The 23,649-nt window shown below is 40.2% G+C and carries 20 protein-coding genes; 9 read left to right on the forward strand and 11 right to left on the reverse strand.

The window, feature by feature from the left end:
• Positions 1-20: 20 nt before the first annotated feature.
• Together ACXVWB_RS10075 and ACXVWB_RS10080 are read left to right on the forward strand one after the other, a co-directional pair.
• Positions 21-650: a YkgB family protein gene (locus ACXVWB_RS10075; protein WP_005639071.1), complete on the forward strand. Its 630-nt coding sequence runs from the start codon at positions 21-23 to the stop codon at positions 648-650.
• A 270-nt stretch (positions 651-920) separates the two neighbouring features.
• A complete protein-coding gene (locus tag ACXVWB_RS10080; RefSeq protein ID WP_289902502.1) occupies positions 921-1,811 on the forward strand; it encodes a hypothetical protein in 891 nt (296 codons plus the stop codon).
• A gap of 113 nt (positions 1,812-1,924) precedes the next feature.
• Here the strand turns inward: ACXVWB_RS10080 and glpQ are convergent, their stop codons facing one another.
• Both glpQ and glpT read right to left on the reverse strand, forming a co-directional pair.
• On the reverse strand, positions 1,925-3,010 hold the full coding sequence (gene glpQ, locus ACXVWB_RS10085; protein ID WP_289902501.1) for a glycerophosphodiester phosphodiesterase: 1,086 nt from the start codon (positions 3,008-3,010) through the stop codon (positions 1,925-1,927).
• A 94-nt stretch (positions 3,011-3,104) separates the two neighbouring features.
• Positions 3,105-4,544, reverse strand: coding sequence for a glycerol-3-phosphate transporter (glpT, locus tag ACXVWB_RS10090; protein ID WP_297568287.1), 1,440 nt, complete (start codon positions 4,542-4,544; stop codon positions 3,105-3,107).
• A 291-nt stretch (positions 4,545-4,835) separates the two neighbouring features.
• On the opposite strand from glpT, the gene glpA reads away from it, so the two are divergent.
• The 4 genes from glpA (at position 4,836) to ACXVWB_RS10110 (ending at position 10,257) form a co-directional block, all read left to right on the forward strand.
• On the forward strand, positions 4,836-6,527 hold the full coding sequence (gene glpA / locus ACXVWB_RS10095; protein WP_458485350.1) for an anaerobic glycerol-3-phosphate dehydrogenase subunit A: 1,692 nt from the start codon (positions 4,836-4,838) through the stop codon (positions 6,525-6,527).
• The gene (gene glpB, locus ACXVWB_RS10100) at positions 6,517-7,806 is read left to right on the forward strand and encodes a glycerol-3-phosphate dehydrogenase subunit GlpB (RefSeq protein ID WP_329505822.1); all 1,290 of its coding nucleotides are present in this window, start codon (positions 6,517-6,519) and stop codon (positions 7,804-7,806) included. Before glpA ends, glpB begins: the two co-directional genes overlap by 11 nt.
• Before the next feature lie 9 nt (positions 7,807-7,815).
• Entirely contained in the window at positions 7,816-9,093 is a 1,278-nt protein-coding gene (gene glpC / locus ACXVWB_RS10105; protein WP_458485351.1) for an anaerobic glycerol-3-phosphate dehydrogenase subunit GlpC, read from the forward strand.
• 72 nt (positions 9,094-9,165) lie between these two features.
• Entirely contained in the window at positions 9,166-10,257 is a 1,092-nt protein-coding gene (locus ACXVWB_RS10110) for an ElyC/SanA/YdcF family protein (RefSeq protein WP_289902496.1), read from the forward strand.
• A gap of 137 nt (positions 10,258-10,394) precedes the next feature.
• On the opposite strand, the gene ACXVWB_RS10115 is transcribed toward ACXVWB_RS10110, so the two are convergent.
• Together ACXVWB_RS10115 and ACXVWB_RS10120 are read right to left on the reverse strand one after the other, a co-directional pair.
• Positions 10,395-10,778 (reverse strand): hypothetical protein, encoded by a 384-nt coding sequence (locus ACXVWB_RS10115; protein ID WP_128786807.1) that lies wholly within the window; start codon positions 10,776-10,778, stop codon positions 10,395-10,397.
• Between the two features lie 99 nt (positions 10,779-10,877).
• Complete coding sequence (locus ACXVWB_RS10120; RefSeq protein ID WP_289902495.1) at positions 10,878-13,190, reverse strand: Tex family protein; 2,313 nt, start codon at positions 13,188-13,190, stop codon at positions 10,878-10,880.
• A 106-nt stretch (positions 13,191-13,296) separates the two neighbouring features.
• Between ACXVWB_RS10120 and greB the strand changes: the two genes are divergently transcribed.
• Positions 13,297-13,773, forward strand: coding sequence for a transcription elongation factor GreB (gene greB / locus ACXVWB_RS10125; RefSeq protein WP_289902494.1), 477 nt, complete (start codon positions 13,297-13,299; stop codon positions 13,771-13,773).
• 69 nt (positions 13,774-13,842) lie between these two features.
• Here the strand turns inward: greB and deoD are convergent, their stop codons facing one another.
• The 5 genes from deoD to trpS all read right to left on the reverse strand — a co-directional run bounded on the left by deoD (position 13,843) and on the right by trpS (position 18,212).
• Entirely contained in the window at positions 13,843-14,559 is a 717-nt protein-coding gene (gene deoD / locus ACXVWB_RS10130; RefSeq protein WP_049362431.1) for a purine-nucleoside phosphorylase, read from the reverse strand.
• 128 nt (positions 14,560-14,687) lie between these two features.
• Positions 14,688-15,935, reverse strand: a complete 1,248-nt coding sequence (locus ACXVWB_RS10135; protein ID WP_289902493.1) for a NupC/NupG family nucleoside CNT transporter — start codon at positions 15,933-15,935, stop codon at positions 14,688-14,690.
• A 105-nt stretch (positions 15,936-16,040) separates the two neighbouring features.
• Positions 16,041-16,829, reverse strand: a complete 789-nt coding sequence (locus tag ACXVWB_RS10140) for a 4Fe-4S cluster-binding domain-containing protein (protein ID WP_289902492.1) — start codon at positions 16,827-16,829, stop codon at positions 16,041-16,043.
• A 32-nt stretch (positions 16,830-16,861) separates the two neighbouring features.
• Positions 16,862-17,152, reverse strand: coding sequence for a YfcZ/YiiS family protein (locus tag ACXVWB_RS10145; protein WP_065243613.1), 291 nt, complete (start codon positions 17,150-17,152; stop codon positions 16,862-16,864).
• 55 nt (positions 17,153-17,207) lie between these two features.
• Positions 17,208-18,212 (reverse strand): tryptophan--tRNA ligase, encoded by a 1,005-nt coding sequence (gene trpS, locus ACXVWB_RS10150; protein WP_369866741.1) that lies wholly within the window; start codon positions 18,210-18,212, stop codon positions 17,208-17,210.
• A 140-nt stretch (positions 18,213-18,352) separates the two neighbouring features.
• On the opposite strand from trpS, the gene hflD reads away from it, so the two are divergent.
• Positions 18,353-18,976 carry a high frequency lysogenization protein HflD gene (gene hflD / locus ACXVWB_RS10155; RefSeq protein ID WP_289902490.1) on the forward strand — a complete coding sequence of 208 codons (624 nt, stop codon included), beginning with the start codon at positions 18,353-18,355 and terminating at the stop codon, positions 18,974-18,976.
• Positions 18,977-18,992: 16 nt separating this feature from the next.
• A complete protein-coding gene (gene purB / locus ACXVWB_RS10160; RefSeq protein ID WP_369866740.1) occupies positions 18,993-20,360 on the forward strand; it encodes an adenylosuccinate lyase in 1,368 nt (455 codons plus the stop codon).
• Positions 20,361-20,438: 78 nt separating this feature from the next.
• On the opposite strand, the gene ACXVWB_RS10165 is transcribed toward purB, so the two are convergent.
• Both ACXVWB_RS10165 and ileS read right to left on the reverse strand, forming a co-directional pair.
• The gene (locus ACXVWB_RS10165; RefSeq protein ID WP_354669545.1) at positions 20,439-20,513 is read right to left on the reverse strand and encodes an IS3 family transposase; all 75 of its coding nucleotides are present in this window, start codon (positions 20,511-20,513) and stop codon (positions 20,439-20,441) included.
• A 294-nt stretch (positions 20,514-20,807) separates the two neighbouring features.
• Positions 20,808-23,633: an isoleucine--tRNA ligase gene (ileS, locus tag ACXVWB_RS10170; RefSeq protein WP_369866739.1), complete on the reverse strand. Its 2,826-nt coding sequence runs from the start codon at positions 23,631-23,633 to the stop codon at positions 20,808-20,810.
• Positions 23,634-23,649: the final 16 nt, after the last annotated feature.

Raw genomic sequence — 23,649 nt, forward strand, 5'->3', positions numbered from 1 at the left:
AACTATATGAGGAGTTCTTAATGAGTAGTTTAGTTACATTGCTAGCTAATATTGTTGCGCCATTGCAACGTCAATTTATTAACTTTATCCGCATTGCGATTTGTGTGGTGATGGTTTGGATTGGAGGTTTAAAAGTTTGCCAATATGAGGCCGATGGTATTGCACACTTTGTGTCAAATAGTCCTTTCTTAAGCTTCCTTTACAAAAATGGAGCGAACATGGTAGAAAATGATAAGGGTGTTTTAGTAAAAGAATATACCTTATACAAAAACCCTGAAGGCAAAATGGTCGCAAAAAATATTGAATGGCATAAAGCTAATGGCACCTATACTGCATCTTATATTATTGGTGCGATGATCGTGACCATTGGTATTTTAGTATTAGCGGGAATTTGGTCTCCAACGCTCGGTTTATTTGGAGGCTTGCTCACCTTTGGCATGTCGATAGTCACACTGTCGTTCCTGATATTTACGCCAGAAACCTGGGTGCCGAATTTAGGAGGGGACTTCCCAACACCTAATTATGGCTTCCCATATCTCTCAGGTGCCGGCCGACTCGTGATTAAAGATATTATTATGATGGCAGGCGGCTTAGTTGCTGCAGCAGAATGTGCGAAACGCTATTTAGAGAATAAAAAACAATTTGCTTAATTTTTTTATTTTAAAAGGCTTGCTGGGATAAAAGGCAAGCCTTTTTGTTACTATAAATATAGAAAGAAACTTAATAACAGAGAAGAGATTAATAGTATTTATAAGGTAATTGTCGTGATAATTTCTCCAGATCTTGTACTCAGTGTCATAACTGATGCATAGTATCTAAGATGATTGAGCTGAATATAGCGATTAAATAGTAATTTTTATGAATGCGAGTGTTGAATTTTAACGATATATGTTTTTGTATAAAATAATAGAGGTTATTTTATGTCTATAAAGGAAATTATTATTAAAGCTTTAGTAGCATCAGCTTTTAGTGCAATAGGGTTCTTTGGTGGTAGATATTTTGAGCAGAAAGACAAGCAACAAGTATTTGTAGAGCAAATATATAAGGGATTATATGATAAAAACTCTGAAGTGTTTAATAAGATACAAGATGCTTACTCGAATTATCATCAAATACTATCAGAAAAATATGGATTAACTTCTTATCAACTTAAAGAACCAACTGAAAAGTTTAAAGATGCAATAAATGATTATTCTAAATATTTTGGGGAGCTGGAACGTTTTGGTAATTCAGGTCAAATAGAGGTTGCCAAGAGCTTATATAATTGGCTAACACATATTTATTCAGAATACGAAATGCAATATTCTGTATCGGAAATGTATCAACGTAACATAAGTAACTTATTATACAGTTCCTCAGATTTAGATGATGAAGAATTAAAAAAGCAATTAAAATTATTAGATGTGGAATTAGATAGGTTAATTCAGAGTGAAAATAGGATGTATTATGAAGTTAGTTTATATGAGTATCCGATGGTTAAAGGATTAGAGCAATATTTAAACTACCAGTTTCGTGATGCGATAGGGCTAGGAATAACAAAGAATATAGAGGAATCTATAAATAATTTATCAAAAATGAAATCCTCTAAAAAAGCAAATGAGTATGTAGAGAGTGATTTACCTTTCGGACTTGCAAGAAGTAGGAGATATTCATCTCCTACGATTAAATTTGAAGGTGATTTATCAAATTTAAAGATTATAGAAGAATTAATAAAAGAAGAGATCAGGGGAAAGTTTATAATTCAAGTAATAGAAAATGATGAAAATCTAAAAAAATTATTAGAGACTAGAAAGAAACAAAACAAAAAGTGAAGCCTTATAGTAGTTACGTAGATATCTTTCATAGATAGACATTCAGAATAAGAAAAAGCGGCCAAAAATCATAACGAATTTTGACCGCTCTTTTTATTACTTTTGCTTATGTATTATTTTTGTTTTTTCAAAAATTCAACGCCTGTATCTGGGAAGTCGGTGAATACACCGGTTGCACCAGATTTATTCAATAACGCATCGTACATTTGATTTACATCAGTGAAGAATTCAGGTAACGCATCTTTACGCACAGTGTATGGGTGTAATTCCACTTTGTATTGTGCGAGTTCTTTCACTAATGGGGTGTACACGATGTTGCCTGGTTTAGATTTTTCTTTATCCACTAACATGTACCAGCCTGGACCAACGCCGTCAGCATATTTCACGACTTCAGCCATTGCACCTGGTTTGAACATCCAATCGTAATCGTAGTTCACCCATTTGCCTTTCGCATCTTTTTCTTCAGTTTCATGCCAATCGGTGTATGCCACTAATTGAACAAGTTTTAAATCCATACCCATTTTTGGTAGCAATTCGTTTTTAATACGTTTTAACTCATTGAAGTCGAAGGTTTGTAAGTAAACCATGTCAGATTTCTTGTCATAACCGTATTTTTTCAACACTTTAAGGGTTTCAACTGCAATGTCTTTGCCGTTTTGGTGGTGGAACCAAGGCGCTTTGATTTCAGGATAGATACCCACTTTTTTACCAGTCGATTTTTCTAAACCTTGGATGAATTCGATTTCATCTTCAAAAGTGTGAATTCTGAAATGTGATTTCCAAAGTGGGAAACGTCCTGGGTAAACTTGAGTTTGTTTGCCATCTTTAGTTTCAAAGTTTTCAGTCATATTTAAACTTTGAATTTCTTTTAAGGTGAAGTCGATTACATAGTAACGACCATCTTTACGATGACGATTTGGGAATTTTTGCGCAACGTCAGTTAAACCGTCTAAGAAGTGGTCATGGATAACCACTAAACGACCATCTTTTGTCATCGCTAAGTCTTGTTCTAAGTAGTCTGCATGTTGTGCGAATGCAAGCGCTTTAGACTCAAGTGTATGCTCTGGTAAGTAACCACTTGCACCACGGTGAGCAATGATAATTTTGTCTGATTTCATCGTGTCCACAGAAGAGTGTGCGCTACATCCTGCAAGTACGCCTGCAGCTAATAAAGAAAGCGCTAAAGTTTTGAGTTTCATAAGCATTTCTCCTTGAAAGTGCGGTTAAAAATTCAGTTGTTTTTTTGTAATAAAAAAGGCGACAAGCCTTCGCCTGTCGCCTTTAACTTATAGATTATTTACCGTAGGTATCGCCTAATTTCGCTTTGTGTTTGCCTTCTTCAACCATTACTATGAAGAGTAATAACACCGCTAAGACACCACCACCGATCATGACGTAGAAACCGCCGTCCCAGCCATAGTGTTGTGCTGCCCAACCGATAACAGCTGACGCTGATACAGTACCACCTAAGTAACCGAATAAACCGGTGAAACCTGCTGCTGTACCTGCTGCTTTTTTCGGTGCAAGCTCAAGCGCGTGTAAGCCGATTAACATTACAGGACCGTAGATTAAGAAGCCGATTAAGGTCATTAAGATGAAGTCAGTTAATTGATATGGGTTTTCATACCAAGCTGCATAGTTTGCAAGCTCTGCTTCAGGTGTAGCTGGGTTCATCCAGTATGCCACTACAGCTGCTGTAGTTAAGATCATGAAGATGAAACCGGTTAAACCACGTTTACCTTTGAAGACTTTATCTGATACCCAACCACATAATAATGTACCTGGAACCGCTGCTAATTCATAGATTGTGTAGGCCCATGCGGTACCTTTGATGTTGAAGTGTTTCACTTCACTTAAGTAAACCGGAGACCATTTTAATACACCGTAGCGGATTAAGTATACGAATACGTTAGCAATCGCAATGTACCATAACAATTTGTTTTTCAATACATAAGTGACGAAGATTTCTTTTGTGCTTAAATCGTTTTCGTAAGTTTTTTCGTTATAGTCATCTGGGTAGTCATTACGCCATTTTTCGATTGACGGTAAACCACAAGATTGTGGCGTGTCACGCATGACGAAGTAAACAGGAATTGCGCAGATCATTGCAGCAATACCCGGATAGTAGAGAGATTGTTGCCAAATGTCTTTTGCTTGTGCTTCAACGCCGTGAGTGCTGAAGAAGATAGCACTTGCTAATAGCACCATTGCACCTGGCATCATACCACCGATGTTATGCGCGGTATTCCAGATAGATACGATAGTACCGCGTTCTGATTTAGACCACCAGTGTACCATTGTACGACCACATGGAGGCCAACCCATACCTTGGAACCAACCATTTAAGAAGATCATTACCCACATGATGGCAATGCCTGAAGTTGCCCATGGGAATAAACCCATCATGGTCATACAAAGACCAGAAAGCAATAAACCAAATGGTAAGAATACACGAGGGTTCGAACGGTCAGACATACCTGCCATGACGAACTTAGATAAACCGTAGGCAAGACCGGCTGCTGAGCCGATAACACCTAATTCCGCTTTTGAGTACAAGCCGGCTTGAATTAAACCAGGTTGTGCTAAGTCAAAGTTTGCACGTACAAAATAGTAAGCGGCATAACCAAAGAAGATCCCTGCAAACACTTGCCAACGTAAGCGTTTATACGTGGAATCAATTTTCTCCGCAGGAAGTTCCGCAATATGCGGTGCGGGTTTAAATGGTCCAAACATAATTTTCTCCAAAATCATTTTAATTATGAGTCCACCCCCATGCTGGGGATAGCGTGCATAATAAAATAAAAATAGAAATTAAAAAGGGAAATAATTCAAAAATGTGATGAATTTCACAAAATATTTTTTGATAAATGAGCGAATTCGAAAATTGTGTGATCTATCTCACAAAACAGCTTTCTTTTTCGCTCAAAATGTTGTGAATTTAACCGCTCTCCCATACAATAACCTTAGACTTAATGTCTGTTTGTTTATTTTCCTTTTTTATTCATTTTGGGCTGGAGGGAAACAATGGGATTATCACCTAATATGTATCGCGATGTGGGCGATTTTTCACCTATCTCGACGGATGTGATTATCATTGGTGGTGGTGCAACAGGTGCGGGGATTGCTCGTGACTGCGCATTGCGTGGAATTAACTGTATTTTATTAGAGCGTCGTGATATCGCGACAGGTGCAACAGGTCGTAACCACGGTTTGTTACATAGTGGGGCGCGTTATGCCGTAAACGATCAGGAATCCGCAGAAGAATGTATTAAAGAAAATAAAATTCTGCGCAATATCGCCCGTCACTGTGTGGATGAAACAGAAGGTTTATTTATCACCTTACCTGAAGATTCCCTTGATTATCAAAAAACGTTCATCGAAAGTTGTACCAAATCCGGTATTGAAGCTGTTGCCATTGATCCTAAACTTGCCCAGATTATGGAACCATCAGTAAACCCTGATTTAGTGGGTGCAGTAGTTGTGCCAGATGGTTCAATCGATCCTTTCCGTTTAACAGCCTCAAATGTGATGGATGCTACCGAAAATGGCGCGAAAATGTTCACTTATTGCGAAGTGAAAAACTTAATTCGCGAAGGGGGCAAAGTAATCGGTGTGGATGTTTACGATCACAAAAATCGTGTAAAGCGTAAATTCTTTGCGCCATTAGTCGTCAATGCAGGTGGTATTTGGGGACAAGGCATTGCAGAATATGCCGATCTCAAAATCAAAATGTTTCCAGCCAAAGGCGCATTACTTGTCATGGGGCACCGCATCAACAAAATGGTCATTAACCGTTGTCGTAAACCAGCGGATGCGGACATTCTTGTGCCGGGTGATACCATTTGTGTTATCGGTACAACCTCTAGCCGTATTCCTTACGATCAAATTGATAATATGGAAGTGACTCCAGAAGAAGTGGATATTCTTTTCCGTGAAGGGGAAAAACTTGCGCCGAGCTTGCGTCATACTCGCGTATTACGTGCTTATGCAGGCGTGCGTCCGTTGGTGGCGACAGATGATGACCCATCTGGTCGTAACGTAAGTCGTGGTATTGTGTTACTTGACCACGCAGAACGTGACGGCTTAGACGGCTTTATCACCATCACGGGTGGTAAATTAATGACTTATCGCTTAATGGCAGAATGGGCAACGGATCTTGTTTGTAAAAAACTCAATAAGACAGCACGCTGTACAACCGCTGAGCGTCCATTACCGGGTTCAAGTGAAAGCCGTGCAGAAACCAATCAGAAAGTCATTTCTCTTCCAAGTACGATTCGTTATTCAGCGGTGTATCGTCATGGTTCTCGTGCCACTCGCTTATTAGATAAAGAACGTCTTGATCGTTCAATGGTGTGTGAATGTGAAGCGGTGACAGCAGGTGAAGTACGTTATGCCGTGGATGAATTAAATGTCAATAACTTAGTGGATTTACGTCGCCGTACTCGTGTGGGGATGGGGACTTGCCAAGCTGAGCTTTGCGCATGCCGTGCGGCGGGTTTAATGAACCGTTTTGACGTGGCAACACCTCGCCAATCTACTACACAATTAACCTCTTTCATGGAAGAGCGTTGGCGCGGTATTGAGCCTATTGCATGGGGTGAAGCGATTCGTGAAGCCGAATTTACTTCATGGATGTATGGCAGTGTGTTGGGCTTAAATGATGTTCAACCGCTTGAAACTGACAAACAGCAAGGGACGGATAACAATGAATTTTGATGTAGTGATTATTGGTGGTGGCCTTGCAGGTTTAACTTGCGGCATCGCCCTACAAGAACAAGGCAAACGTTGTGTCATTATTAATAACGGCCAAGCGGCGATTGATTTTGCATCCGGCTCATTAGATTTATTAAGCCGTTTACCAAATGGTGCGTTTGTTAAAAATATTTCTGAAAATTTGACCGCACTTTCCGCTCAATTATCACAACACCCCTATAGCATCATGGGGGCTGAACGTGTATTAGCGAAAGCACAAGATTTCGAAAAATTAGCGGAATCGTTAAATTTAGATTTAATTGGCTCAAGTGCAGAAAATCATCTTCGCGTAACGGGTTTAGGTAGCTTACGTGGTGCATGGCTTTCACCAAATAGTGTGCCAACTGTACAAGGCGAAACACCATTCCCGTATAAAAAAATTGCGGTTTTAGGCATTGAAGGCTATCACGATTTCCAACCAGAATTATTGGCGGATAACCTTACACTCAATCCACAATTTGCTCATTGTGAAGTGAAAACAGGCTTTTTAAATATTCCTGAATTGGATCAGTTACGTGCAAATTCGCGCGAATTCCGCAGTGTAAATATTGCACAAGTTTTAGAATATAAACTGAAATTTGATGATCTGGTGGCTGAAATGAAAGAAGCAGCCAAAGGCACTGAAGCAATTTTCCTACCAGCTTGTTTCGGTTTAGAAAATCAAGAGTTTATGGAATCACTTCGCAAAGCAACTGGCTTGCCATTATTTGAATTGCCAACTTTACCACCTTCTTTATTAGGTATGCGTCAACGTATTCAATTACGCCATCGTTTTGAGAAATTAGGCGGACTCATGATGAATGGTGATAGCGCATTAAAAGCACATTTTCATGGCAACAAAGTTCGTGCTATTCAAACGCGTTTGCATGAAGAGGAAGAAATCACGGCTGAGCATTTTGTCTTAGCTTCCGGCAGTTTCTTCAGTAAAGGTTTAGTTTCTGAATTCGATAAAATCTACGAGCCCGTATTCCATTCTGACATCATCGGTGTTGAAGGCTTTAACGATACCGATCGCTTTACTTGGACAGATCACCGTTTCTCAAATCCACAACCATACCAATCTGCAGGCGTGGCGATTAATGCGCAATGCCAAGTACAAAAGAGCGGTCAATTTTTAACGAATTTATATGCGGTGGGTAATGTGATTGGTGGTTTTAATGCGCTAGAACTCGGTTGTGGTTCAGGCGTGGCAGTGGTAACAGCGCTTGCTGTTGCGGATGAAATTCTTCACAACATACATTAAGGAGGCGTTATGAACATTCAACAATTAATTGAAAATGCAAAACAATCCCTTAATGCACCACAACATCATGATGCTTTTGATGAAAGTTTTGAGAGCTGCATTAAATGTACAGCTTGTACAGCGGTATGTCCGGTTTCGCGTCAAAATCCAAACTACCCAGGTCCAAAACAATCGGGGCCGGATGGTGAGCGTTTACGCCTAAAATCAGCTGAGCTTTATGATGAAGCATTGAAATACTGTACTAACTGTAAACGTTGTGAAATTGCGTGTCCATCTGATGTAAAAATTGGTGACATTATCGTTCGTGCAAGAAACAAATACCTTGCTCAACAACACAAGCCAACCGTGCAAAAATTACGTGATGCGATTTTAAGTAACACCGATATTATGGGTTCGCTTAATACACCACTTGCGCCGATTGTGAATACCATCACTGGTTTGAAAGCGACAAAATTTGTGTTGGAAAAAGCATTGAAAATTAGCCGCCATCGTACGTTACCAAAATATTCCTTTGGTACGTTCCGCAGCTGGTATATGAAAAAAATGGTGGAAAGCCAACAAAAATTTGAACGCAAAGTGGCCTATTATCACGGTTGTTATGTGAACTACAATAATCCACAATTGGGTAAAGAATTTATTCAAGTGTTCAATGCTATGAATATTGGCGTGGTGTTATTGGAAAAAGAAAAATGCTGTGGCTTGCCATTAAGCGTGAACCAATTCCCAGAACGTGCGAAGAAAATAGCGCAATTTAACACCGATTACATCAGCAAAATGGTGGATGAAAATGGCTTGGATGTGATCAGTGAAGCATCAAGTTGTACCTTAAATTTACGTGATGAATATCATCATATTTTAGGTATCGATAATGCGAAAGTTCGTCCGCATATTCACATGGTGACACCCTTCTTATATCAACTCTTTAAAGAAGGTAAAACCTTACCGCTTAAACCATTGAAATTGCGTGTGGCTTATCACACCGCATGTCACGTGGATAAAGCGGGTTGGGCACCATACACCTTGGAAGTGTTAAAACAAATTCCAGGTTTAGAAGTGGTGATGTTGCCATCACAATGTTGTGGTATCGCAGGGACATACGGTTTCAAAGCAGAAAACTACGAGGTTTCCCAATCTATCGGTAAAAACTTATTCGATAACATCAATGCAGGCGGATTTGATTACGTAATCTCTGAATGCCAAACTTGTAAATGGCAGATCGATATGTCATCTAACGTGACTTGTATCCATCCATTAACATTATTGTGTATGTCAATGAATCAAGTTTAGTGAAAAGAGCGGAAACTGATAAAAAAAAGTGACCGCTCTTTTTGTTATTCAATCCAATATGGAGAATTAATTATGCAAAAAATCTTCAAAGTTTCCTTACTTGCTGTGCTTTCATCCCTTGCGGTCAACAGCTTTGCCAGCACGGCAGAAGTGAAAGTGCTTGAGCCTCAATTAAATTACCAACAACTTCTTACTCAAAGACAGGTTGTGGATGAGTTGCTTGAACAAGCAGTGAAAATCCAAAACTCGCCGGCTCGTGTGTCAAATGCAGGTTTTACGGCGAAACTTCCTTCTAATATGGAGCGTATTGCGGATCTTTTATTGGAAGCGTATAAGCTTGAGCCTTATCGTGTGGATTTTTTGTTTGGCGCAGCGAATGCCAATATTTATAACGGTAATACAGATAAAGCCATTGAGCTTTACCAAAAAGTGCTTGATGTGGCGCCAGATGATGTGAAAGCACATACTTACTTGGCAGCATGGAATCGTTTTAAAGGCAACCAAGCGGAAGCGACAAAACATTTAGAACGCTTAAAACAACTTTCCCCAGAAAGCGCAAGCAAATTAGAAAAAGTTTTTGCCGTGATTGATAAAGCGGCTAATCAACCAATTACCGATAAACTCGAAACCAAGTTACCGGCGCAATCGGCGATTATTACATTGGGTTACGCTTTAAATCCAGATGGCAGCATGCATGATATTTTAGTGCAACGTTTAGAGAAAACCTTAGAAATTGCGAATCAAAATCCAGATGCGTTAATTATTGTGACAGGCGGTGTGCCACAAAACAATAAAACCGAAGGGGATTTGATGAAGCAATGGTTGATTGAGAAAGGCATTGATGCAAGCCGTATTTATTCGGATAACTATGCACGTTCAACAGTCGAAAATGCACTTTTCTCTCGTTACTCTTTAGCGAAACACAAAATCAAACATGCCGTGTTAATTAGCTCAGGTAGCCATGTTCGTCGTGGACAAGCGTTATTTGAAATCGCGACGCAAGAATCTGGTCCACAAGGTCTTGTGATTGAAACGGTAGCAGCATTAGATAAACCGTTAGATCAGTTACAAAAAATCACGGAGAAAGACTTACTGGGTATTTATCGTGACAGCTTAAAAACCATGGGATTGCCGATGTTTAATAGTGGACTATTACAAGATTAATCTCTCTCAAAGAACAAAAATGCGGTCAAACTATTTTCTATTTAGAACCGCACTTTTGTTGGTGCTAACGGCAATTATCACAAAATATTATTTTAATATTCTAAGTATTGAACATGTTTTAGTTTCATTTTGATCAATTAACTATATTGCTGTCGATACTTCTCTAAATTATCTTGAAAATGCTGAATGTAGTATTCGATATCTTTTTCTCGGTAGCCAAGAATTCGTCCAATTTCACGTTCCACTTTTGGATCGAAACCATTCACAATGCTTGCAGGAAGTAACACTTCCATTTGTTCAGCGAGTGCAAGAGATTGGGGTAAATAGACAATAAAATCAGTTAAGCAAACATCATTAATATGACGCTGCACCGTTTTTGAATGAAGCATTCCTTGCTCAAGATAAGGGATAAAGGCATCAGGAATACCAAGCTCCTGATTGAATAATGCCACTTGCTTTTCGCCCCTTAACATTAATTCCAGCTCCTTGCCTTCATGCGGCCCAAGAATACCTTTTTTCATAAGCATATTCCTTTTGAAATAAAAAAGGGGATTGGATGATTGACCAGATCCCCTTTATTGTACGCCTATTTGGCCACAATGTTCATCTAAATGACGAAATTATTTTTTCCAATTTTTCAACGCATCGGCAAAGGCATTACCCATTGCACTATTTCCTCTTGGATTGCGATCTTGGCGAGGTGCATTACTTCTTGGTTTGGCACTTAAAGTGCGGTCAGATTTGCCGTCATTTTTGACCGCACTTTCATCTAATCGCATTGTCAACGCAATACGTTTACGTGGCACATCCACTTCTAAGACTTTCACTTTCACGATATCGCCAGTTTTCACCACTTGATGTGGATCTTCTACGAATTTATCGCTTAATGATGAAATATGTACTAAACCGTCTTGGTGAACACCAATATCAACAAATGCGCCGAAGTTAGTCACATTGGTGACGGTACCTTCTAAAATCATACCTGGTTTTAAATCGGTGATTTCTTCCACACCTTCTGCAAATACAGCAGTTTTAAACTCACCACGCGGATCGCGCCCTGGTTTTTCCAACTCTTTGAAAATATCTTGGACGGTCGGTAAACCAAATTGCTCATCAATAAATTGTTTTGCATCAAGCTGACGTACCACACCGGCATTACCCATTAAATCTTGAATAGATTGCGCGGTGGTTTGCAATATTTTTTCGACCACAGGATAAGCTTCTGGGTGAACACCAGAGGCATCAAGTGGATTTTTACCTTCAGCAATACGCATAAAGCCCGCACATTGCTCAAAGGCTTTTGGCCCTAAACGAGGCACTTTTTTCAATTCGCTGCGGCTTTCAAAACGCCCATTTTCATCACGGTATTCCACAATGTTTTGCGCTAAGGTTTTTGTCATACCAGCTACGCGAGCGAGCAATGGCGCGGATGCCGTATTCAAATCCACACCTACTGCGTTTACACAGTCTTCCACCACCGCATCGAGTTTACGCGCAAGTTGAGTTTGGTTTACATCGTGTTGATATTGCCCTACACCAATGGCTTTCGGTTCGATTTTCACTAATTCCGCCAATGGATCTTGTAAACGGCGGGCAATAGATACTGCACCACGTAAAGATACGTCTAAATTCGGGAATTCATTTGCGGCAAATTCAGAGGCGGAATAAACCGATGCGCCCGCTTCACTCACCACAACGGTTTGCGGTTTATTTTCTTTAATTTCTTTAATCACATCTTTCGCAAAACGTTCTGTTTCACGAGAAGCGGTACCGTTACCAATGGCAATTAACGCTACGTTATGTTTGCGGATCAAGCTGAAAATCGCCACTTGCGCTTCAGCTTCACGCCCCGTGTGTGGATAAATGGTGGTGGTATCTAATAATTTACCTGTGTTATCCACCACCGCAACTTTAACACCTGTACGTAAGCCCGGGTCCAAGCCCATAGTACTTTTCGCGCCAGCGGGTGCCGCCATTAAAAGTGCGGTCAGATTTCGGGCGAAAACATCAATAGCTTCCTCTTCCGCTTTTTCACGTAAACTTGCCATTAATTCCGTTTCTAAATGCAACGAAACTTTAATTTTCCATGTCCACGCAATCACTTGCTCACGCCATTTATCCGCAGGCTGACCCGTGAAACGTACATCTAAATAATCACGAATAATCTCTTCACAATAGCTTTGGCGACTTCCCTCTTCCGCATCAGGATCAGCATTTAAGCTTAATTGTAAAATGCCCTCATTACGTCCACGGAACATGGCTAATGCACGGTGAGAAGGCACATTTTTCAATAATTCTTGGTGGTCGAAATAATCTTGGAATTTTGTCCCTTCCGTTTCTTTTCCTTCGATCACTTTCGATACAATAACCGCATTCTTCGCTAAATAATCACGGACTTTCGCTAATAAACCCGCATCTTCAGCAAAACGCTCCATTAAAATATAGCGTGCACCATCAAGCGCGACTTTGGTGTCTGTTACGCCTTTATCAGCATCAACAAAGGAAAGTGCGGTTGATTCTGGATCATTTTTTGGCTCGTTCCAAAGTAAATCAGCTAATGGCTCAAGACCGGCTTCAATCGCAATTTGCCCTTTCGTACGGCGTTTAGGTTTGTACGGCAAATACAAATCTTCTAATTCAGTTTTGCTTTGTGTCGCATGGATTTTGTCACGCAATTCATCGGTCAATTTCCCTTGATCTTCAATAGATTTCAAAATGGTTTGACGACGATCTTCTAATTCACGCAAATAAATTAAACGGGTTTCAAAATGACGAAGTTGAGTGTCATCCAAGCCACCTGTGGCTTCTTTACGATAACGGGCGATAAATGGAATGGTGTTACCATCATCTAATAATTGAATAGCCGCGAGGATTTGTTGGGGTTGAACGGTTAATTCTGCCGCAATAATTTGGCTAATTTGTTGATTTAACATTGTCATACTTCTTTGTTATTAAAGGATTCGATAAAAACGGGAATAGAATACTGGTTTTAGGCAACAGGCTCAAATATAATTCAAAAAAATTTCTTTTATTTTCATTATGGCAAAATCAAATTACATTACTCGTCAAGGCTGGCTTGCACTTGACCAAGAACTTAAATTTTTATGGAAAGAAGAACGCCCTAAAGTCACACAAGCCGTTTCAGATGCCGCCGCGCTTGGTGACCGCAGTGAAAACGCGGAATATATTTATGGCAAACGTCGCTTACGTGAAATTGATCGCCGCGTGCGTTTTCTTTCCAAACGCTTAGAAGTGCTACAAATCGTGGATTACCATCCGAAACAAGAAGGCAAAGTATTTTTCGGTGCGTGGGTTGAGCTAGAAGATGAAGAAGGCGAAGTGAAGCAATATCGCCTTGTCGGCTGCGATGAATTCGATCCTGCTAAAAACTGGATCTCCATTGATTCTCCCGTCGCGCGTGCTTTAATTGGGAAAGGCGTTGATGCTGAAATCCATGTTGAGACCCCCTCTGGCAAAGTCGTGCTCTATGTGAACCGAATTTGGTATGAGAAATAGTAAGCATAGAAAACAAAAGAGCGGTCAGATCAAACTTGACCGCACTTTTTATTCTATCAATCAGACAGATTATGCGTTATCACCAATTAATACAGATTCTAACGCAATCTCAATCATATCATTGAAGGTTAATTGACGTTCTTCTGCAGTGGTTTGCTCGTGTGTACGAATATGATCTGAAACGGTACAAATACAAAGTGCTTTTGCACCATATTCTGCAGCTACACCATAGATACCGGCTGCTTCCATTTCTACGCCTAAGATGCCGTATTTTTCCATCACATCAAACATGTCGAAATCTGGCGTGTAGAATAAGTCTGCAGAGAAGAGATTCCCTACGCGAACTTGTTTACCTTTTTCTTTTGCTGCTTGAACCGCAGCTTGTGCCATATCAAAATCAGCAATTGCAGCAAAATCGTTATCTTTGAAACGAATACGGTTTACTTTTGAATCGGTACATGCACCAAGGCCGATGATGACATCACGTACTTTAACATCCATACGTACAGCGCCACAAGAACCAACACGGATGATTTTCTTCACACCGTATTCAGTAATTAATTCTTTCGCATAAATTGAGCAAGATGGGATACCCATACCGTGACCCATAACAGAGATACGACGACCTTTATAAGTACCGGTATAACCCAACATATTGCGAACGTTAGTCACTTCTTTCGCATCTTCTAAGAATGTTTCCGCAATATATTTTGCACGAAGCGGATCGCCTGGCATTAATACAACATCTGCAAATGCGCCTTCAGGAGCGTTAATATGTGGAGTCATTGTTTTTTCCTCTTATTGATAAATAAAAAATCATTTAAGCAAACGTTTTCGCCTGCTTTAAAGTACAACACCACGAACAATTCGTGGTGTTGAGAGATAAAGTGCGGTCAAATTTCACCACAGTTTAATTACATTGCTACGCCGCTTAACTCGATGAATAAACCTGCGATAGTTGCACTCATTAAGTTAGCTAATGTACCTGCAACAACTGCTTTTAAACCTAAGCGAGCCACATCACCACGACGATTTGGTGCCATACCACCGATACCACCGATTAAGATTGCGATAGAGCTGAAGTTAGCGAAACCACATAATGCGAAAGTAATGATGGCTTTGGTTTTTTCACTTAATACTACCGCTGTATCTGGTTGTAAATATTTCGCGAACTCTAAGTAACCTACGAATTCGTTCACGGCTAATTTCATACCAATCATTTGACCCGCAATTGCAGATTCATCCCAAGATACACCGATTAAGTAGGCTAATGGTTTGAAGATCCAACCAAAGATTGATTGTAACGTTAAATCACCGTAACCGAACCAACCGCCTACGCCACCTAAGATACCATTAATTAAAGCGATTAAACCCACGAAAGCGATTAACATCGCACCTACGTTTAACGCTAATTGCATACCGGCACTCGCACCGCCTGCCATTGCTTCAAGCACGTTAGTCGGTTTTTCGCTATCATCCGTTTCAGGTTGTTTATCGGTAAATTGTTCAGTTTGTGGGAATAAAATTTTCGCAAATAATAAACCTGCTGGTGCAGCCATGAAAGAGGCGGCAATTAAGTAAGTCAACGGCACGCCCATTCCTGCATAACCCGCCATCACTGAACCCGCGATAGAAGCTGTACCACCCGCCATAATAGCGAACAATTCAGATTGGGTCATGTTTTTAATGTAAGGACGAACCACTAACGGTGCTTCAGTTTGGCCAACGAAAATATTCGCTGCTGCAGACATTGATTCTGCTTTAGATGTGCCCAATGCGGCTTGCAATGCACCGCCAATCACTTTGATGACAACTTGCATAATGCCTAAGTAATAAAGCACAGAAATTAAACCGGAGAAAAAGACGATGATTGGTAACACTTTCACCGCAAAGATAAAGCCGACATTTGAAGGATCTGCTAGTCCACCAAAGATGAAGTTAATCCCTTCATTACCATAGGCAATAACATTTGACACTCCATTTGCTGTCGCTTGTAATGCATCACGGCCAAACGGTACATACAAAATAAGGGCCGCAAATCCGATTTGGATCGCCAAAGCCCCTAATACAGTGCGTAAATTAATCGCCTTACGATTATTAGAAAATAAGACGGCAATGATCAGTAATACGACAATGCCTAAAATGCTACTTAAAATGCCCATTTTTCCCTCTAGATTGGTTCTATAAGTAAGTGAATAAAATTATCCCATTTTACTTGTTTTTCAGTAAAAAGTTGGAATATTTTTGATACTTTTCGATATGTTTGCTTATAAAATGGTCACAATTTTGGTCAAGCCACAAAATTTTGCATATTTTTCAAGCGCTTGTGTCTGTTCAACGGTTGGAACATAAGGGGTGAGTCCTTCGGCGTCTCGCGCACCTTTTGTGTGCATTCGGATAATTTTGAACAAAACATCCGGATAATTTTTCAATAAGGAAGCGACTTTTTCCACCAACTTTTCTACATCAAAAAAATTTGCCACATAAACTAATCGCACTTCTTCCACTTTATTTAATGGCAATAATTGTGCCAAGTTCTTCAAATTGCGATCTAAATTTTCTTGCTTGATATGTTGATGAGTAGGAATGATGTTTTGAGGGACAATGCCTTGGCGATTTTGTCTATCAAAGCACAAACTTTGTAAGCCAAGCCCTTCTCCTTTCAGGTCAAAGAGAAATTTGTCTGTCACATCAATTAAAGGTCGAATTGCTTCAAACTCAAAGAAACCACTGCTATCTAAATAGCAAGTTAGCCCTTCCTCACGTAGTTTTTGAAACAATGGAACGAGCTTTTTGTGGTGAATGGTGGGTTCTCCGCCTGAAACCGTCACACCACGAATGAAAGGCACAGCCTCCATCACTTGTTCATACAAATATTGTAAACTGACTTGATTAGCCCCTTCGGCATAACGAGGAATCGTTTCTGGATTATGGCAATAAAGGCAGTTTAGCTTACAGCCTTGTAAGAAAATACTGGTACGATTCCCCTGCCCTTCTACATTAGAAAAAGGAATAATACGATGCAGGGGAACATAAATATCAGAAAGTGCAGTCACAAAAAACGCTGTTTTCTAGAGTAAGTCATCACTTACGAAAGTTTCATTTGGAAAATCACTAATTCCGCTTGGCAGCAAAATGTGAAAACCGCTTTAAGCACATATCCTTCTTCAACCTGTTGAATTTCAGACTGAATTTGGCAAGGCTCACTTTCGATATCACGCGCTTTTAACGTGAAATATTCCAATGCACCTTCCGCATCTTGACGAGTGGCGTAAAACTGTTCGATAGGTAAACTACAATCGCTGTTATCAAACAATGATTTCATATCGAAAGTATTACAACCTACACATTCAATTGGTTTTTCAGTTTGAATAGCCATATTTTTCTCCTTATCTAAAAAAGCCGTGACATAACACGGCTTATTAAGTTTAAAATTATTTTACTGCAACAAAGCCTACAGCTTCGTACACTTTGTCAAGGGTTGCTTTTGCTCTTACACGGGCTTTTTCCGCACCTTGACGTAAAATTTCGTCTAAAAGTGCTTCATCGTTACGATATTGATAGAAACGTTCTTGTAAACCGGCAAGTAAGTTTGACACTTCGTCAGCCACCGCTGTTTTTAAGTGGCCGTACATTTTGCCTTCAAATTCTTTTTCAAGCTCTGCCACGGATTTATCGGTTACTGCAGAAAGAATATCTAATAAGTTAGATACGCCAGCTTTATTTTGCACATCATAACGTACAACAGGTGGCTCATCAGAATCTGTTACCGCACGTTTGATTTTTTTCGCTACCGATTTTGGATCTTCAAGCAAGGTCACCACGTTATTACGGTTATCATCTGATTTTGACATTTTTTTGTCAGGATCTTGCAAAGACATAATACGCGCGCCTGCTTTGCCTAAGAAGATTTCAGGGATCGTGAAAATATCACCGTAAAGGGCATTAAAACGAGCCGCAATATCACGGGTGATTTCTAAATGTTGTTTTTGGTCATCCCCTACCGGTACGCTTTTCGCTTGGTAAAGTAAGATATCTGCCGCCATTAAAACTGGATAATCAAATAAACCCACGTTAATATTTTCGGCATAACGTGCTGATTTATCTTTGAATTGAGTCATACGGCTCATCTCGCCGAAATAGGTATAACAGTTCAACACCCAGCTTAGTTGAGTATGCTCTGGTACATGAGATTGTACGAAGATCGTGCTTTTATTCGGATCAATGCCACAAGCCAAGTAAAGGGCAAGTACATCAAGCGTGGCTTTGCGAAGTGCTGCAGAATCTTGACGTACAGTGATGGCGTGTAAATCCACCACGCAGAAAATACACTCATAATCTTCTTGCATTTTCACCCAGTTGCGAAGTGCGCCTAAATAATTCCCGATAGTTAATTCGCCGGAAGGCTGCACGCCACTGAATACAATTGGTTTTGTCATTGGTTATCCTTTCATTCTGTAAACTGAATTGGCGCTATGATAACAAAAGATAGGGCGTTTTTTAATGATTGAGTTCAAAACAATGTGTAAAAATGCTATATTACGCCCAAAATTTCTACAGCTTACAATCTATAGTCCCAATGAAAAATTATAATGATATGGCTCTGGCACTTGCCGGTGTTTGTCAATCTGTCTTATTAATCAGTCAATTAGCACAAAAAGGCGAAGTTGATCATCAAGATGCATTCCAAACTACCATTCATTCTCTTCTCATCACTCAACCTGAAAATACATTAGCCGTATTTGGCGGTGATGTTCAACATCTTAAAGTGGGATTAAACACACTTATCGAGCAACTCACTCAATTAAACGACAAAAATTTGTTGAATTATTGGGGCAGCCTGTTAGCGTTAGAGAGCAAATTAAACAAGCAACCTGAAATCAAACAAGAACTTGGTCGCCGTATTGCTCGTTTACCAGAACAACTTTCTTATCACAACAATCAATTTGATGATGAGATGTTTTCAATCATGGCAAACATTTATGTCGATACAATTAGCCCTTTAGGCAAACGCATTCATATTATTGGTTCGGCATATCATTTACAGCAACAAAATGTGCAAGACAAAATTCGTGCGTGTTTGCTAGCCGGCATTCGCTCTGCCGTCTTGTGGCGTCAGGTCGGTGGCAGCAAATGGCAACTGTTGTTTCATCGTAAAAAATTAGTGCAAGCGGCACGACAACTCTACTCAACTTTAAATTAATCCTTGGAGAACTCTTATGCAACTTTCCGCATTAACCGCTCTTTCCCCGATTGACGGTCGTTATCAAGATAAAGCCACCGCATTACGTGGTATTTTCAGTGAATTTGGCTTGCTCAAATTCCGTGTCACCGTGGAAGTACGTTGGTTACAAAAATTGGCGGCGACCGCTGAAATCCAAGAAGTTTCTTCTTTATCTAAAGAAGCAAACGATTACCTTAATAAAATTGTGGAAGAATTCAGTCTTCAAGATGCTGAACGTATCAAAGAAATTGAGCGCACCACGAATCATGACGTAAAAGCGGTTGAGTATTTCTTAAAAGAAAAAAGTGAAGCCTTACCAGAGTTAGCCAAAGTCTCTGAATTTATTCACTTTGCTTGTACCTCTGAAGACATTAATAACCTTTCTCACGCTTTAATGTTAAAAACAGCACGTGAAGAAGTCCTCTTACCTGAATGGCAAAAACTGATTGATGAAATCACCTGTTTAGCGAACGAATACAAAACCATTCCATTACTTTCTCGTACACACGGCCAACCTGCCTCACCAAGTACTGTGGGTAAAGAAATGGCGAACGTGGTTTACCGTTTAAAACGCCAATTCAAACAACTCCAACAAAATGAAATCTTAGGGAAAATTAATGGTGCTGTGGGTAACTACAATGCGCATTTATCGGCTTATCCAAATATCAACTGGCACAAATTTAGCGAAGAGTTTGTCACCTCATTAGGTTTAGATTGGAACCCATACACCACGCAAATTGAACCTCACGATTACATTGCTGAATACTTTGATGCCGTGGTACGTTTTAATACCATCATCATCGACTTCGACCGTGATTTATGGGGCTACATTGCATTAAATCACTTTAAACAACGCACTATCGCGGGTGAAATTGGTTCATCTACCATGCCACACAAAGTGAATCCAATTGACTTCGAAAACTCAGAAGGTAACTTAGGTTTAGCCAATGCTGTGATGACTCACCTTGGTCAAAAATTACCGATTTCTCGCTGGCAACGTGATTTAACCGACTCTACTGTATTGCGTAACTTAGGTGTGGGTTTAGGTTATTGTTTAATTGCGTATGCTTCAACCCGTAAAGGTATCAGCAAATTAGAAGTGAACGAACAACATCTCCGTGATGAACTCAACCAAAACTGGGAAGTTTTAGCTGAGCCAATTCAAACGGTGATGCGTCGCTATGGTATTGAAAAACCATACGAAAAATTAAAAGAACTCACTCGTGGTAAACGCGTTGATGAAAAAGCAATGCGTGAATTCATCGAAAAACTGGATATTCCAGCTGATGAAAAAGCACGTTTACAACAACTCACCCCTGCCACCTACATCGGTGCAGCCATTGAGTTAGTAGAAAAACTTTAAGAAATAAAAGGGCGTTTTATAATGCCTTTAAAAAATCAAAGTGCGGTCATTTTGAACTGACCTCAAAAAGTTGGACTGTTATTTAAAGGATTGTTTTCGATATTGTATCGGACTCAATCCTTTTAATTTTAGTTGAATCCGTCGATGATTCAAATGATCCCTTGCTTCGGTATTAAACGTTGGATTTTCTTATAATTGATACCTGGTAAACAAGCGTAAACCCATCGGTAACCATAATTAGGGTGCTTTGCTTTAATCTGGATATTGTAAAAGGAACGGCTTCTCGAATGCTCATTTTTCCTTTTAGGATAGGTTGAAGAACCTGTAATTTAAATGCTATTGTGTTGTGTTTACCCATAAAAAATCTGCACCTCAATTGTTGGTTGTTTAGTCCAACTGTTGGGGTGCAGATCAATTTCACCGCACTTTTTCTTTATGAGATTAAGCTTATGCGAACTGACGTACTTCGCCGTTACCCGCTACGTTTTCCACACAACGTGGACAAAGTGTAGGATGTTCAGGATTCACGCCGATTTTGTCAGAATAATGCCAACAACGTGGGCATTTTTCACCGTTAGAACGTGCTACGCTTACCGCAATTCCCTCTAACTCACCCACAGCCACATCCGCAGGTTTGTCTGCTAATGCTTTCACTTCTGCTTTTGAGGTAATTAACACGAAACGTAATTCATTGCCTAATTGTTCTAACAATGCACGATATTCATCGTTAGCATAAACCGTTACTTCTGCTTCTAAACCACCACCGATCACTTTATCGTTACGCGCGATTTCTAATACACGGTTCACTTCAGAACGAACTTTAATCAGCTGTTGCCAGTAAGCATCATCTAATTTTTCATTCTCACCTAAGCCAAATAAGCCTTCATAGAATTCTTCAGTAAAGACGAATTCTGCACGTGCAGTCGCGGTTTGTGGTAAGTAACCCCAAATTTCATCTGCTGTGAATGACAGGATTGGTGCCATCCAACGCACTAAAGCTTCTGCAATGTGCCATAACGCTGTTTGGCAGCTACGACGCGCAAGGCTGTCTGCTTTGGTGGTATATTGGCGGTCTTTAATAATATCAAGGTAGAACGAGCCCATCTCCACAGAACAGAAACGCATTAAACGTTGTACTACTGTGTGGAATTGGTAGTTATCGTACGCGTCTTTAATTTCTTTTTGTGCATCTAAGGCACAAGCTACCGCCCAACGATCCAAGCTAATCATGTCTTCCGGTTTAACCGCATCACGTTGCGGATCAAAACCATTTAAGTTCGCTAATAAGAAACGTGCGGTGTTACGAATTCGACGATAGCTATCCGCTGCACGTTTTAAGATCTCATCAGAAACGGTCATTTCACCGGTATAGTCGGTAGATGCCACCCATAAACGTAAAATGTCACCACCAAATTTATCCATGACTTCTTGTGGTGTCACGATGTTACCGATAGATTTTGACATCTTACGGCCTTGACCATCCACGGTGAAACCATGGGTTAATACTTGTTTGTATGGTGCTTTGCTGTCTGTTGCCGTAGAAAGCATTAAAGAAGACATAAACCAACCACGGTGTTGATCAGAACCTTCTAAATACATATCGATATCGTGACCGTTAAATTCTGGACGATTCGCCACAACAGAAGAATAGGTTGATCCTGAGTCAAACCACACGTCAAGAGTATCAGGCACTTTTCGATAGGTTTCTGCATCCGCACCTAATAATTCTTTTTCGTCTAAATCCCACCATGCTTGAATACCGGCTTTCTCTACACGTTTCGCCACTTCTTCAAGTAACTCTAAGGTACGCGGATGAAGTTCTTCGGTTTCTTTGTGCACGAATAAGGTCATCGGCACGCCCCAAGTACGTTGACGGGAAATACACCAGTCAGGGCGGTTTTCAACCATTTTCTCGATACGTGCTTGACCCCAATCTGGAATCCAGCGAACTTGTTTGATTTCGCCTAATGCTTGTTGGCGTAAACCCTGTGTTTCCATGCCGATAAACCATTGCGGAGTCGCACGGAAAATAATCGGGGTTTTGTGACGCCAGCAGTGTGGGTAGCTGTGTTTGATTTTCTCAACTTTTAATAAGTTGCCCACTTCTTGTAATTTTTCAACAACCAATGGATTGGCTTCAAATACACCTTTGCCTGCAAAGAATTCAGTTGTTGAAATAAATTTACCGTCATTAGATACAAGACCCGCCATCGGTAAATCATATTGTTTACCCACGACAAAGTCGTCTAAACCGTGATCTGGTGCGGTATGTACTAAACCCGTACCACCATCAGTGGTCACGTGATCACCTAAAATCACTGGCACCGTGAAATCATAGAACGGATGGTTAAAGCGTACTAACTCAAGTGCTTGACCTTTTACTGAACCTAAAATTTCAACTTGTTCTACGCCCACGGCTTTCGCCACAGACTCCACTAATTCAGCGGCTAAGATCACGCGCTCATCGCCAAGCTGTACTAAGTTGTATTCTAAGTCTGCATTTACCGCAATCGCACGGTTAGATGGCATTGTCCAAGGTGTGGTTGTCCAAATCACCGCAGATAATTTGCCATAGCCTTTGCCTACTGCGTTAAATTTCTCTTCAATTTCAACCGCACTTACTGCTGGGAAACGAACATAGATAGACGGAGAAACTTTGTCTTCATATTCCACTTCTGCTTCTGCTAAAGAAGAGCCACAATCCAAACACCAGTGCACTGGTTTTGAACCTTTGTATAAGTGGCCATTCGCAATCACTTTACCGAGTGTACGGATGATGTTTGCTTCGGTGTCGAAGTTCATCGTTAAATAAGGATTATCCCAATCGCCCAACACACCTAAACGGATAAAGTCTTTTTTCTGCCCTTCTACTTGTTCTGCGGCATATTCACGACATTTTTGACGGAATTCAGCTGCCGTAATTTTCTCGTTTGGTTTGCCCACTAAACCTTCTACTTTTAATTCAATTGGCAAGCCATGACAGTCCCAACCTGGGATATAAGGCGAGTCAAAACCTAATGCAGTTTTAGATTTAACAATAATATCTTTCAGAATTTTATTAACGGCGTGACCGATATGAATATTGCCGTTCGCATACGGAGGGCCATCGTGCAAAATAAAGGATTTTTTACCTTTCGTCGCTTGGCGGATTTTTTGATACAACTGTTTGTCATACCAATTTTTTAACATTACAGGTTCGCGTTTGGCTAAATCGCCACGCATAGGGAAACCTGTTTCAGGTAAATTTAACGTGTTTTTGTAATCAACTGTCATGTTATTTTCCAATTTT

It is taken from the genome of Haemophilus sp. SZY H53 (assembly GCF_054332375.1).